The organism is Actibacterium ureilyticum, assembly GCF_002285435.1.
Taxonomy (GTDB): domain Bacteria; phylum Pseudomonadota; class Alphaproteobacteria; order Rhodobacterales; family Rhodobacteraceae; genus Actibacterium_C; species Actibacterium_C ureilyticum.
On record NZ_NSBT01000038.1, the window covers coordinates 18,728 to 31,634 of the forward strand.

The 12,907-nt window shown below is 64.8% G+C and carries 11 protein-coding genes; 4 read left to right on the forward strand and 7 right to left on the reverse strand.

The window, feature by feature from the left end; all coding sequences use genetic code 11:
- Positions 1 to 6 precede the first annotated feature (6 nt).
- Positions 7 to 1,266 carry a dihydrolipoyllysine-residue acetyltransferase gene (locus tag CLM60_RS19395; RefSeq protein ID WP_095590815.1) on the reverse strand — a complete coding sequence of 420 codons (1,260 nt, stop codon included), beginning with the start codon at positions 1,264 to 1,266 and terminating at the stop codon, positions 7 to 9.
- Between the two features lie 23 nt (positions 1,267 to 1,289).
- The gene (gene aceE, locus CLM60_RS19400) at positions 1,290 to 3,944 is read right to left on the reverse strand and encodes a pyruvate dehydrogenase (acetyl-transferring), homodimeric type (protein WP_095590816.1); all 2,655 of its coding nucleotides are present in this window, start codon (positions 3,942 to 3,944) and stop codon (positions 1,290 to 1,292) included.
- Between the two features lie 260 nt (positions 3,945 to 4,204).
- Between aceE and hisD the strand changes: the two genes are divergently transcribed.
- Both hisD and CLM60_RS19410 read left to right on the forward strand, forming a co-directional pair.
- Positions 4,205 to 5,491: a histidinol dehydrogenase gene (gene hisD / locus CLM60_RS19405; RefSeq protein ID WP_095590837.1), complete on the forward strand. Its 1,287-nt coding sequence runs from the start codon at positions 4,205 to 4,207 to the stop codon at positions 5,489 to 5,491.
- Positions 5,492 to 5,609: 118 nt separating this feature from the next.
- Positions 5,610 to 6,428 carry a bifunctional allantoicase/(S)-ureidoglycine aminohydrolase gene (locus CLM60_RS19410; RefSeq protein ID WP_095590817.1) on the forward strand — a complete coding sequence of 273 codons (819 nt, stop codon included), beginning with the start codon at positions 5,610 to 5,612 and terminating at the stop codon, positions 6,426 to 6,428.
- A gap of 80 nt (positions 6,429 to 6,508) precedes the next feature.
- On the opposite strand, the gene CLM60_RS19415 is transcribed toward CLM60_RS19410, so the two are convergent.
- Complete coding sequence (locus CLM60_RS19415) at positions 6,509 to 6,934, reverse strand: VOC family protein (RefSeq protein ID WP_095590818.1); 426 nt, start codon at positions 6,932 to 6,934, stop codon at positions 6,509 to 6,511.
- Between the two features lie 145 nt (positions 6,935 to 7,079).
- Between CLM60_RS19415 and CLM60_RS19420 the strand changes: the two genes are divergently transcribed.
- Positions 7,080 to 8,084, forward strand: a complete 1,005-nt coding sequence (locus CLM60_RS19420; RefSeq protein ID WP_095590819.1) for a type I glyceraldehyde-3-phosphate dehydrogenase — start codon at positions 7,080 to 7,082, stop codon at positions 8,082 to 8,084.
- Between the two features lie 16 nt (positions 8,085 to 8,100).
- Here the strand turns inward: CLM60_RS19420 and CLM60_RS19425 are convergent, their stop codons facing one another.
- From CLM60_RS19425 to puuE, 3 genes are read right to left on the reverse strand one after another with little or no spacing between them, the layout of a single operon-like run.
- Positions 8,101 to 9,507, reverse strand: coding sequence for a uracil-xanthine permease family protein (locus CLM60_RS19425; protein WP_095590820.1), 1,407 nt, complete (start codon positions 9,505 to 9,507; stop codon positions 8,101 to 8,103).
- 57 nt (positions 9,508 to 9,564) lie between these two features.
- On the reverse strand, positions 9,565 to 10,059 hold the full coding sequence (locus CLM60_RS19430; RefSeq protein ID WP_095590821.1) for an ureidoglycolate lyase: 495 nt from the start codon (positions 10,057 to 10,059) through the stop codon (positions 9,565 to 9,567).
- Positions 10,056 to 11,474 (reverse strand): allantoinase PuuE, encoded by a 1,419-nt coding sequence (gene puuE / locus CLM60_RS19435; RefSeq protein WP_095590822.1) that lies wholly within the window; start codon positions 11,472 to 11,474, stop codon positions 10,056 to 10,058. The genes CLM60_RS19430 and puuE overlap by 4 nt, the downstream gene beginning before the upstream one ends.
- 149 nt (positions 11,475 to 11,623) lie before the next feature.
- Here puuE and uraH point away from each other — a divergent pair, with 149 nt between their 5' ends.
- Positions 11,624 to 11,980: a hydroxyisourate hydrolase gene (gene uraH, locus CLM60_RS19440; RefSeq protein ID WP_095590823.1), complete on the forward strand. Its 357-nt coding sequence runs from the start codon at positions 11,624 to 11,626 to the stop codon at positions 11,978 to 11,980.
- Here the strand turns inward: uraH and CLM60_RS19445 are convergent.
- Entirely contained in the window at positions 11,977 to 12,882 is a 906-nt protein-coding gene (locus CLM60_RS19445) for a LysR family transcriptional regulator (RefSeq protein ID WP_095590824.1), read from the reverse strand. The genes uraH and CLM60_RS19445 overlap by 4 nt on opposite strands.
- Positions 12,883 to 12,907 lie beyond the last annotated feature (25 nt).

The window sequence follows — 12,907 nt, forward strand, 5'->3', positions numbered from 1 at the left end:
CCCCCCTTACAGCATCAGCCGGCGCACATCGCCGAGCAGGTGTTTCAACGTGGCGCAGAACCGCGCCGCCAGGGCCCCGTCAATGGCCCGGTGGTCATAGGACAGGCTGAGCGGCTGCATCAGCCGTGGCACGAACGCCTCGCCATCCCAGACCGGCGCCATCTTCGACCGTGTCAGGCCCAGGATCGCCACCTCGGGCGCGTTCACGATGGGGGTGAAGCTGGTCCCGCCGATCCCGCCCAGGCTGGATATCGTAAAACTCGCGCCCGACATCTCGTCGCCCTTCAGCTTGCCGTCGCGCGCCTTCGCGCTCAGCTCGCCCAGCTCTTTCGAGATCTCGATGATCCCCTTGCGGTCCGCGTCCTTGATCACCGGCACGACCAGCCCATTGGGCGTATCGGCCGCAAAACCGATGTTGAAGAAACCCTTCCTGATCAGCTTGTCACCATCGGGATGGATCGACGAGTTGACCTCCCAATGCGCCTTCAGCGCCGAAACGCTGGCCTTGATCATGAAGGACAGCAGCGTCACGCGATAGCCGTCCTGTTTCGCCTGGCCGTCCAGCTCACGGCGATAGGCGTCCAGATCGGTAATGTCGGCCTCTTCGTTATGCGTGACATGCGGGATGTTCAGCCAAGATCGGTGTAGCGCGGGGCCGGACAGCTTCTTGATCCGCGGCATCTCCACGTCTTCGACCGGGCCGAACTTGCTGAAATCCACCGCCGGGATCGGCGGGATGCCCATGCCACCCGACACCGCGCCGCCCGATGCGGCAGGCGCGGCTTGGGTTTTCAGGAAAGCGGTCACATCCTCGCGCAGGATCCGGCCCTTGCGGCCCGTACCGTTGACCTGGCTGAGGTCGATTTCCAGCTGCCGGGCAAAGGCGCGGACCGACGGGCTGGCATGGGCCTTGCCGAAGCCCGCGTCCGTGACCGGCGCCGGGGTGGGCGCCGCCGACGCAGCGGGTTCGGTTGGCGCTGCGGTTGCCGGGGCGGCCGCGTCCGGGGTGGCCTCGATGGCCGCCTCGGGCGCTGCTCCCTCCAGCACCAGCAAAAGCGCGCCCTTGGACACGGTATCGCCCTCGGCCACCTTGATCTCGACCACCTTGCCAGCGGCAGGGCTCGGAACCTCCATCGTGGCCTTGTCGCTTTCCAGCTCGACAATCGGGTCTTCTTCGGCGATCACATCGCCCACGCTGACCAGAATGCTGACCACCGGTACATCGGTGAAATCGCCGATATCGGGCACGTTCACGTCAATCGTCATTGTTCAATCTCCTCCTGTCCCGATCACACAAGGCGCGGGTTCGGCTTTGCGCCGTCAATGTCGTATTTGGCCAGCGCCGCTTGCAGGTCTTTCTTGGTCACCGCGCCTTCGCGATACAGATCGACCATTGCGGCGGCGGCGATATGGTTGGCATCCACCTCGAAGAACCGGCGCAGGTTCACCCGGCTGTCCGAGCGTCCGAACCCATCCGTCCCCAGCACCGAATAGCGTCCGGGCACGCAGGCGCGGATCTGTTCGGCATAGTTCTTCATGTAATCGGTGGCGGCGATGAACGGCCCCTTGGCGCCCGAAAGCGTTTCGGCGACGAAGGACGCGCGCTCTTCCCCCAGCGGGTTCAGCCGGTTGTGGCGCTGTACGTCCTGGCAATCGCGCGCCAATTCGTTGAAGCTGGTGGCCGACCAGATATCCGCTGTGACGCCGAAGTCCTCCTTCAGCATCTGGGCGGCCTTGATCGCCTGCATCAGGATCGTGCCCGAGCCGATCAGGTTCACGTGCTTCTTGCCGGGGCGCGCGGTTTTTTGCAGCCGGTACAGGCCCTTGATGATCCCCTCTTCCACGCCCATCGGCATGTCGGGATGGGCATAGTTTTCGTTCATCAGGGTCAGGTAGAAGAACACGTCTTCCTGATCCTGATACATCCGCTTCAGCCCGTGCTGGATGATCACCGCGACCTCGTATTGAAAGGTCGGGTCATAGCTGATGCAGTTGGGGATCGTCCCGGCCAGGATGTGGCTGTGGCCGTCCTCGTGCTGCAACCCTTCGCCGTTCAGCGTGGTGCGCCCGGCGGTGCCGCCTAGCATGAAGCCACGCGCGCGGCTGTCACCGGCGGCCCAGGCCAGATCGCCGATCCGCTGGAAGCCGAACATCGAGTAATAGATGAAGAACGGGATCATCGGCACGCCGTGGTTGGAATAAGACGTTGCCGCCGCGATCCAGTCGGCCATGGCGCCGGCTTCGTTGATGCCCTCTTGCAGAACCTGACCGTCGGTCGATTCCTTGTAGAACATCATCTGGTCGGCATCCTCGGGCGTGTATTTCTGCCCTTGCGGGTTATAGATCCCGACCGACCGAAACAGCCCCTCCATCCCGAAGGTGCGGCTTTCGTCCGGCACGATCGGGACCACCTGCTTGCCGACCTGCTTGTCACGCAACAGCGTGGTCAGGATGCGGACAAAGGCCATGGTGGTCGAAATCTCGCGCTCGCCCGTGCCCTTAAGCTGGGCCTCGAATTTCTCCAGCGGTGGGATCTCCAGCTTGGGCGCGTCGCTGAACCGCTGCGGAAACGCCCCGCCCAGCTCCTTGCGCCGTTCCAGAAGATAGGCTTTCTGCGCATTGTTCAGCGTGACGAAGGGCGCCTTGCCCACATCCTCGTCACTCACCGGGATCTTGAACCGGTCGCGAAAGGCGCGCAGCTGTTCCTCGTTCATCTTCTTTTGCTGGTGGGTGGTGTTCTGCCCCTCGCCCGCCTTGCCCATGCCGTGACCCTTGACGGTTTTCACCAGCAAACAGGTCGGCTGGCCCTTGGTCTCGGTCGCGCGCTTGAACGCGGTATAGACCTTTTGCGGGTCATGCCCGCCCCGGCGCAGCGCCCAGATCTGGTCGTCGGTCCAATCCTCGACCAACGCGGCGGTTTCGGGGTATTTGCCAAAGAAATGCTTGCGGATATAGGCGCCGTCCTTGGATTTGAACGTCTGGTAATCGCCGTCGACGGTTTCATCCATCAACTGGCGCAACCGTCCGCTGGTATCGTTTTCCAGCAGCTCGTCCCAGCCCTTGCCCCAAAGCAGCTTGATCACTTCCCAGCCCGCGCCGCGAAAGTCGCCCTCCAGCTCCTGCACGATCTTGTGGTTGCCGCGCACCGGGCCATCCAGCCGTTGCAGGTTGCAGTTGATGACGAAGATCAGGTTGTCCAAACCCTCGCGCACGGCCAGGTCGATGGCGCCACGGCTTTCGGGTTCGTCCATCTCTCCATCGCCCAGAAAGCACCAGACCTTGCGGTCGGCCATGTCGATCAGGCCGCGATTGTGCATGTATTTCATGAACCGCGCCTGATAGATCGCCATCAGCGGCCCCAGCCCCATGGAAACGGTCGGGAACTGCCAGTAATCGGGCATCAGCCACGGGTGCGGATAGGAGGACAGGCCGTTGCCCGCGACCTCGGACCGGAAGTTTTCCAGCTGTTCCTCGCTGATGCGACCTTCCATGAAGCTGCGGGCATAGATGCCGGGGATCACATGACCCTGAAAGAACACCAGGTCGCCGCCATGGATCGCCGACTTTGCGCGCCAGAAATGGTTTAACCCTATATCATACATCACGGCAGAGGACGCGAAGGACGCGATATGCCCGCCATATTCGCTGGAAACCTTGTTGCGGCGCACGACGGTGGCCATGGCGTTCCAGCGATTGATGGTGCGAATGCGCCATTCCATCTCGATATCGCCGGGGAAAGCCTCCTGATCGTCGGCCGGGATGGTGTTCTGATACGGGGTCGTGGCGGAAAACGGCAGATTGGCGCCCGCTGCGCGGGCTTGCGCCACGGCCTTGTCCAACAGGTAATGCGCGCGGGCCGGGCCGTCGCGTTCGATCACATCGGCAATGGCGTCCTGCCATTCCCGGGACTCGGTCGGGTCCAGGTCTTCGGGTGCTTGCGCCATGAAATCCTCCCTTGGAATTTGATGTTGGATATATAGTTTAATATTAAACCATTTGGCTATGCGGACACTGGCATATCAGCCATGCGCGTTGTGCAAGGCGTTCGGGCGCGGGATCTGTGGGGGAAAAACGACGCTTGTCGGTGGCTTTCGGCCGGGTGGCGCGGGAAAGATTGACAAGCCGCGCGGCGCTGGCATGTCTGAAAGGGTGACTTTCCCCTTGCCGCGCTGGCGGCAAGCATTTGACGCCATTGGACATTGTGATGACCGAAACCTATCTGAAACGCGCCCAGCCCCGCCCGGCCGAAGAGCAGCAGGCGTTGACCGAGCGGGTGGCCGGAATGCTGGACCAGATCGCCGCGACGGGCGAGGCGGCGGTTGCGGATTTCGCGCGTGCGCTGGACGGCTGGGACGGTGAAATCGTGCTGTCGCGTGCCGAACTGGACCGTGCGGCCGCCCGTGTGCCGGACCAGCTGCGCGACGATATCCGGTTCGCCCATCAGAACATCCGCCGATTCGCCGAGGCGCAGCGATCCACGCTGAACGACATGCAGGTCGAGCTGATGCCCGGCATGTGGGCCGGGCAGAAACAGATCCCGGTGACGGCGGCGGGCTGTTATGTGCCCGGCGGGCGGTACACGCATATCAGCAGCGCGCTGATGACGGTTACGACCGCGCGTGTGGCCGGGGTGTCGCAGGTGGTCGCGGCCTCGCCCCCGCGTCAGGGCGCGGGGATCCCCGATGCGGTGCTGTATGCGATGGACCTGGCCGGTGCCGATACGATCCTGGCGCTGGGTGGGGTGCAGGCGGTGGCGGCGATGGCGGGCGGGCTGTTCGGCACCCGCCCGGCCGATGTTCTGGCCGGGCCCGGCAATGCCTTTGTGGCCGAGGCCAAGCGGCAACTTTTCGGGGCGCATGGGATCGACATGTTCGCCGGGCCGACCGATGTGCTGATTGTGGCCGACAGCAGTGCCGATGCCGACACCGTGGCCTGGGACCTGATCAGCCAGGCCGAACATGGCCCCGACAGCCCGGTCTGGCTGGTCACCGACGACCGCGCGCTGGCCGAGGCTGTGCTGCGCCGCGCGCCGGAACTGGCCGCGCAGCTGCCCGAGGTGAATGCCGCCGCCGCTCGCACCGCCTGGGACGAGCGGGCCGAGGTCATTCTGTGCGCCGGGCGCGACGAGATGGCGGCGGTGGCCGACCGCTATGCGCCCGAGCATCTGCATGTTCAGGCGCGCGATCTGGATTGGTGGCTGGGGCGGTTGCGGGTCTATGGCGCGTTGTTTCTGGGGGCCGAGACCACCGTGGCCTTTGGCGACAAGGCGGCCGGTCCCAATCATGTGCTGCCGACCAGCGGCGCGGCGCGCTATACGGGCGGGCTGTCGGTGCAGAAATTCATCAAGACCGTGACGTGGCAGCGCTGTGACACCAGGGGCATGGTTCCCCTGGCCGAGGCGACCGCCCGGATCAGCCGGCTGGAGGGGATGGCCGGGCATGCAACGGCCGCAGAGCTGCGTCTGAAAAAGGGCACGGTGCCCGCCCAATAGGGTCGCGCGCCATTTTCACGAAAGCCCGACCAGAGCTTCAGCGATTCCCGAACGGGTTTCGGGTTGGCGCGCGCCACGCTTGCGCGTTTGATGCAGGCAGGAACAGGAGGGCAGCGCGATGACGGACCGCTCTTATCACGTGCCGGCGGGTGGCCTGCCGGGGCAGGACCAACTGACCACCGGCCGGGCGGTCTTTACCGAAAGCTATGCGATCATCCCGCGCGGGGTGCTCAGCGATATCGTGCTGAGCGCGTTGCCGCATTGGACCGGCGCGCGGTTCTGGGTGCTGGCGCGACCGCTGAGCGGGTTTGCCGAGACATTTTCGCAATATATCGCCCAGATCGCCCCCGGCGGTGGCAGCGACCGCCCCGAGACCGAGGCCGGGGTCGAGGCCGCGCTGTTCGTGGTGGGCGGTACGATCACCCTGCGCGTGGCGGGTAAGACCCATGAGATGGAGCCGGGCGGCTTCGCCTATCTGCCGCCGGATATCGACTGGTCCCTGCACAACAAGGGCGATGAGGTGGCCACGTTCCACTGGATCCGCAAGCGATACCAGATGGTCCACGGGGTCGAGGTGCCCGAGGTGATCATCGCCAATGAGCGCGACATCGCCCCGACCCCGATGCCCGATTGCGACGGCGCCTGGGCCACGACCCGTTTCGTCGATCCGATGGATCTGCGCCATGACATGCAAATTACCATCGTCACGCTGCAACCCGGCGCGTCGATCCCGTTCGAGGAAACCCATGTGATGGAGCATGGGCTTTACGTGTTGCAGGGCAAGGGGGTTTACCGGCTGAACCAGGACTGGGTCGAGGTCGAGGCGGGCGATTTCATGTGGTTGCGCGCGTTCTGCCCGCAGGGGTGCTATGCCGGTGGGCCGGAGCCGTTCCGTTATCTGCTGTACAAGGATGTGAACCGGCACATGAAAGTGTGACGGCGGGGGAGGGGCGCTGCCCCTCTGGGCCTGGCGGCCCATTCACCCCGGAGTATTTTCGCCAAGAAGAAGGGGGCGGTTCAGTAGCCGTTCCAGCGGAAGGCGCCATCGGGCGAGAGCGGCGCGAAGGGGTTGTGGGCGATTTCCCAGATATGACCGTCGAGGTCGCGGAAATAGCCGTGATAGCCGCCCCAGAAGGATTCGGTGGCGGGTTTCAGGATATCGGCCCCGGCCGTTTCGGCGCGGCGCATCAGGTCGTCGACCCCGGCGCGGTCGCGCAGGTTGTGGGCCAGCGTCGCGGCGCCCGTGCCCAGATCGGAGACCGGCAGGCCGATATCCTGTGCCAGTGCGTCGAGGGGGAAGAGCCCCAGCGTCTGACCGATCAGGTCGAAGGCTACGACGCCATCGGGGCTGTCGACGGGCGCCCAGCCCAGATCGCGATAGAACCGTGTCGCGCAGTCCAGGTCCCGCACGCCGAGGGTGATCAGGCTGATACGTTGGTCCATCGGGCTCCTCCGGTTTTTCGCGCCAATCGGAACATAGGGCGAACATATTGGCAAGTCCTCGGCGGTTGATTGGTACAATTCCGGTCTGGCATCGGCGGCGCGGGGGCGTAGTGTTCGGCAGGAGAGCCTGAATGGAGTGGTCCCGATGAGCGCGCAACCGATCCGTATTGCCCTGAACGGTTTTGGCCGGATCGGTCGGTCGATCCTGCGTATCCTGATGCAGGGGGCGGACGGGGTCGAGTTGGTGTTGATCAACGATATCGAGCCGCTGGAGACCTGTGCCTATCTGTTTCAGTATGACAGTGTCTTTGGCCCGTTTCCGGGGCCGGTTCGGGCGGGAGACGGCGCGCTGCATGTGGGCGGGCGGGCGATTCCGTTTCACGGGGTCGATGATTTGCGTGCGCTGGATCTGAGCGATGTGGATGCCGTTCTGGAATGCACCGGCATGGCGGGCACGCGGCAGGTTGCCGAGCGGGGATTGCAGGCCGGGGCGGGATCGGTGTTGATCTCGGGCCCGTCGGACGAGGCGGATATCACCATCGTCATGGGCGCGAATGAGGGCGCGTTGGGCGATCAGCGCATCGTGTCGAATGCCAGTTGCACCACCAACGCGCTGGCGCCGCTGGCGCGGGTGCTGGACGCGGCCTATGGCATCATCAGCGGGCAGATGACCACGGTGCATTGCTATACCGGCAGCCAGCCCACCGTGGACAAGCCGCGCGCCCAGCTGGAGCGCAGCCGTGCCGCCGCGCTGTCGATGGTGCCCACGACCACCAGCGCGCAGAAGCTGACGGGCCGGGTGCTGCCGCATCTGGCCGGCCGGATTGAGGCGCGGGCGATCCGGGTGCCGACGGCCAGCGTGTCGGCCATCGATCTGACGGTGCAGCTGCGTGAAAGCGTGACGGTGGCGGCGGTCAATGCGCTGTTGCGTGATGCGGCGGAAACATCGCCTGTCTTTGGGTGGATCGACCAGCCGCTGGTGTCGTCGGATTTGCGGATGCGGCCGGAATCGCTGGTTGTCAGCGGGCCCGAGACCTCGGTCTCGTCGGGGGGGCTTTTGCGGGTCTTCGGCTGGTATGACAACGAATGGGGCTTCAGCTGCCGGATGCTGGACATGGCCCGGCTGATGGGGGCAAGGGGCCGCCGGTAAGCGGCCCCGTTACCGGTTATTTGCCGCCGGACATGCCGCCCGAGATCTCGTCGGTCGCGGCGGGTTCCAGCGGGTCGGGCAGGATCAGGTTCAGAATGATCGCAATCGCCGCCGCCGGCAGCAGGCCCGAGGTCATCAGGATGCGCGCGGTATCGGGCAGGTGCTGCACCGCGCCCGGTTCCAGTTGCAGGCCCAGGCCAATGGACAGCGCAATGGCGAAGATCACCATGTTGCGGCGGTTCCAGGCGACCTCGGACAGCATCGAGATGCCCGCTGCGACCACCATGCCGAACATCACGATGACGCCGCCGCCCAGAACCTCGATCGGGACGGTGCGGATCACGCCGCCGACCTTGGGCACCAGCCCGCAGATGATCAGGAAGATTGCGCCGCAGGTGACCACATGGCGGCTCATGACGCCGGTCATCGCGATCAGGCCCACGTTCTGGCTGAACGAGGTGTTGGGGAAGCCGCCAAAAAGGCCCGCGATGGCGCTGCCCAGACCGTCGGCGAAGGTGGCGCCGCTGATCTCGGCCTCGGTCGCTTCGCGGCCCGCGCCGCCCTTGGTGATGCCCGACACGTCGCCCACGGTTTCCACAGCCGAGACAAAGGCCATCAGGCAGAAACCGACCACGGCGGCGATGCTGAATTCGAACCCGTATTTGAACGGCTGCGGCAGGGCAAAGGCGGCCGCGCGCGTCCACGAGGTCGCGATGGCGTCAAAGCTGAGCATGCCGGCGAACAGCGCATAGATATAGCCCGCGATCAGCCCCAGCAGCACGGCCGAGATCGACAGCATCCCGCCGGTGAAGAATTTCAGCCCCAGCGTGACAAAGATCACCACCAGCGCCGCGGACCAGTTCAGAAAGCTGCCGTATTCGGGCGTGCCGATGGCCGGCACCCCGCCCGCGGCGTATTGGATGCCGACCTTGACCAGCGCCAGCCCGATCATCGTCACCACCAGCCCCGTCACCAGCGGCGGCAGGGCAAAGCGTATCCTGCCGATGAAGAAACCCAGACAGGCATGGAACAGCCCGCCGATCACCACGCCGCCGAAGAGCGCGGCCAGCCCGTCGACTCCCTTGTCTGCTGCCAGCGGGATCATGATCGGCAGAAAGGCGAAGCTGGTGCCCTGCACGATGGGCAGCGCGGCGCCCACGGGGCCGATGGTGATCGTCTGCAACAGGGTGGCGACACCGGCAAACAGCATCGACATCTGGATCAGGTACAGCAATTCCGGGAAGTCGGGCGAGTTAGAGCCAAATCCGAACCCGGCCGCCCCGGCGACGATGATCGCCGGTGTGACATTCGACACGAACATGGCCAGCACATGCTGGATCCCCAGCGGGATCGCCTTGGCCAGTGCGGGGGTGTAATTCGGATCGCGCAGCTGTTCTGGCGTTCCAATCAGTGTTTCGGCCATGTCAGTTTCCCTCGTTCTGTTGGTCGTTGCGGTTGGGCGCACCTCTGTCGGGTGGGTTCAGTCCTGGCCCGGCAACACCCGATAGGGCGTGTCGAACCAGTGTTCTTCCAGGTTGGGGCCGGGACCGATGCGGTCGATCACGGCAAACAGGCCGGGGTCCTGCAACGGTGTCAGAACGCCGTGCCAGGTGCCACGCAACAGGTTGATGCCCTGACCCGGCGCTGTCAAAAACGCGCGCGGGGTTCCGGGGCAGCCTTGGTCGTCTGCTGAAACAATCACCAGAAACGCGCATTGGCTGAGCGGAATGAAGGCCTGGCTGCCATCGGGGTGACGTTCGACCATGTCCAGCCGATAGGGCAGGGTGCGCGGTTCGGCCTTGAACACGCTGATGCCCGCGCGCCCGTCGCCGAAATCCAGCCGCGCGCAGTCATGCCAGCGGCCGCAAAGCCCCTGATTGATGATCTTGTCCGGGACGCCCGTGGCCTCGAGCACATCGCCGAAGGGGGCGAAGGCTTCGGCCGTCAGGGGCGCGGGGATCAGCGTTTGCGTCATTCCCCGAACAGCGCCCGCAGGCGCAGCAGGGCGATCCGTTCGACCTGGCGGCAGGCCTCGTCGATCTCGGTCCGGGTGTCGTGATCCAGCCGGGATTGGAACGCGGTCAGGATCGACGCCTTGTCATGGTCACGTACGGCGATGATGAAGGGAAAGCCGTGCTTTTCGGCATAGGCGCTGTTCAGCCGCACGAAAGCCGACCGTTCGGGATCGGTCAGCGCGTCCAGACCGGCACTGGCCTGTTCTGCGGTCGAGGCATCGGTCAGCCGTTTCGCCGCTGCCAGCTTGCCCGCCAGATCGGGATGGGCGCGCAGCACCGACAGCCGTTCCTCGGGGCTGGCGCTGCGGAAGACACGCGCCAGGGCATTGGCGACGCCCGCGGCGCAATCATGGGCCGGTCCCAGTTCCAGATCGAAGGCCCGGTCCGCGATCCACGGAGAGTGCTCGTAGATACCGCCGAAGCGGCTGACGAACTCGGCCCGCTCCATCTGCGAGGGACGCGGCGCCGCGTTCGGCGGGTGGTGCTTGTGCCAGTGGCGTGCGATGTCGATGCGCCGGGCGACCCAGACATTGGAATGCGCGCGGACATAGTCCAGGAACCGGCGCAGCGCCATGATCCGGCCCGGTCGTCCGACCAGGCGGCAATGCAGCCCGACCGACAGCATCCTGGGCGCGCCGGCGCGGCCTTCGGCGTAAAGCGCATCGAAGCTGTCGCGCAGATAGATGAAGAACTGATCGCCCGTGTTGAACCCCTGTGGCGTGGCAAAGCGCATGTCGTTGCAGTCCAGCGTATAGGGCACGATCAGCTGATCGCGGCCGCCCACCCGCATCCAATAGGGCAGGTCATCGGCATAGGTATCGGCGACATAGTCGAACCCGCCCTCTTCGGCGGCCAGCGCGACGGTGTGATCCGAACAGCGCCCGGTATACCAGCCCGTGGGGCGTTCGCCCGTGACCTCGGTATGCAGGCGGATCGCCTCGATCATGTCATGGGCTTCATCCTCGGGGGTGAAATCCTTGTATTCGATCCATTTCAGCCCGTGGCTGGCGATCTCCCACCCGGCGTCCTGCATCGCGGCCACCTGTTCGGGGCTGCGCGCCAGCGCGCTTGCCACACCATAGACCGTGACCGGCATGCCGTATTCGGTGAACAGCCGGTGCAGCCGCCAGAACCCGGCCCGCGCCCCGTATTCATAGATCGATTCCATGTTCCAGTGCCGCTGCTCGGGCCAGGGCGCGGCGCCCACGATTTCGGACAGGAAAGCCTCGGACGCGGCATCGCCGTGCAGGACGCAATTCTCGCCGCCTTCTTCATAGTTGATGACAAATTGAACCGCGATCCGGGCATCGTCGGGCCATTTCGGATCGGGCGGGGTCGGGCCGTAGCCGCGCATGTCACGGGAATACCGTGTCACTGGGGTCTCCTTCGGGTTTTCCTATCTCTAGTGCAGTAAAGTGATCCGCATTATCCGAAAAAACCAGAAAGAGTTTTTGGGACGATGCCGCTGTTGGTCCGCGCGCCCTGACCCGATAAGCTGTGCCCGGCAGATCAGGGGAAAAGATCATGAGTGGATATCTGACGACACATGTCCTGGACACGGCCCGCGGCTGCCCGGCCGAGGGGATCAGGATCGCGCTTTACCGTGTGTCGGGCAATTCGCACAAGAAACTGGTCGAAACGGTCACCAATGCCGATGGGCGCACCGACACGCCGATCCTGCCCAAGGGTAAGTTCGCGCCGGGCCAGTACGAGCTGATCTTTTTCTGTGGCGATTATCTGGACGGTCACGCGCCGGGGCTGGGCGATCCGAAATTCCTGGACCAGATCCCGATCCGGTTCGGCGTCGACGATCCGGATGCGCATTACCACGTGCCGCTTTTGCTGTCGCCCTTTGGCTACAGCACCTATCGCGGCAGCTAGCCGCGCAGGGCGGGCGCAATCCGGTCGACCATGAAGTCGATCAGCAGCCGCGCCTTGGGGTCCTGACGGCGGCGGTGCATGTAAAGACAGGCCAGTTGCACCGGCACCGGCGGTTCGGCCTCGGCCACGGGCACCAGCCGCCCCGCGCGCAGGTGATCGGCGACCTCGAACACCGGTTTCAGGATGATGCCGTGCCCCTCCAGCGCCCAATCGGTCAGCACGTCGCCATCGTCGCTTTCGAACGGGCCCGACACGGCGAAGCGCCGCACGCCATCGGGCGTTTGCAGCGGCCACTGGAATTCCGGCGCACCGGGATAGCGCAGGTTCAGACAGGCATGGCGCTCGCGGATCAGGTCGTTGCCGGTCGCGGGCATGCCCGCGCGCGCGATGTAATCGGGCGCGGCGCACAGGATGCGCGGGCAATCGGCGATCTTGCGAATCCGCAGGTTCGAATCCTGTGGCACACCCAGAAAGAACGCCACATCCAGCCCCTCGGCCGCCAGGTCCAGCCGCCGGTCTGACAGGCGCAGCCGCAGGTCGATCAGCGGATAGGCCTGTTTGAAATCGGGGATCGCCGGTGCGATCAGCCGCCGCCCCAGCCCCAGCGGCGCCGCGATATAAAGCGTGCCACGGGGCGTGTCGGTGACATTCACGATCTCGGCCTCGGCCTGTTCCAGCGCATCCAGAATTCGGCACGCCCCGCGATAGAACAGCAGCCCCTGTTCGGTCGGTGTCAGCTTGCGCGTGGTGCGCTGAAAAAGCCGCACGTTCAGATGCTCTTCCAGTTGCGAGATCCGGGCTGAGGCCACAGCCGCCGAAATGCGCTGATCCCGCGCGGCGGCGGACATGCTGCCAAGCTCGTAGACGCGCACGAAGGTTTTGATATTGTCCAGATAGGCCATGCGCCATTCTTAGGAATTATTTGAA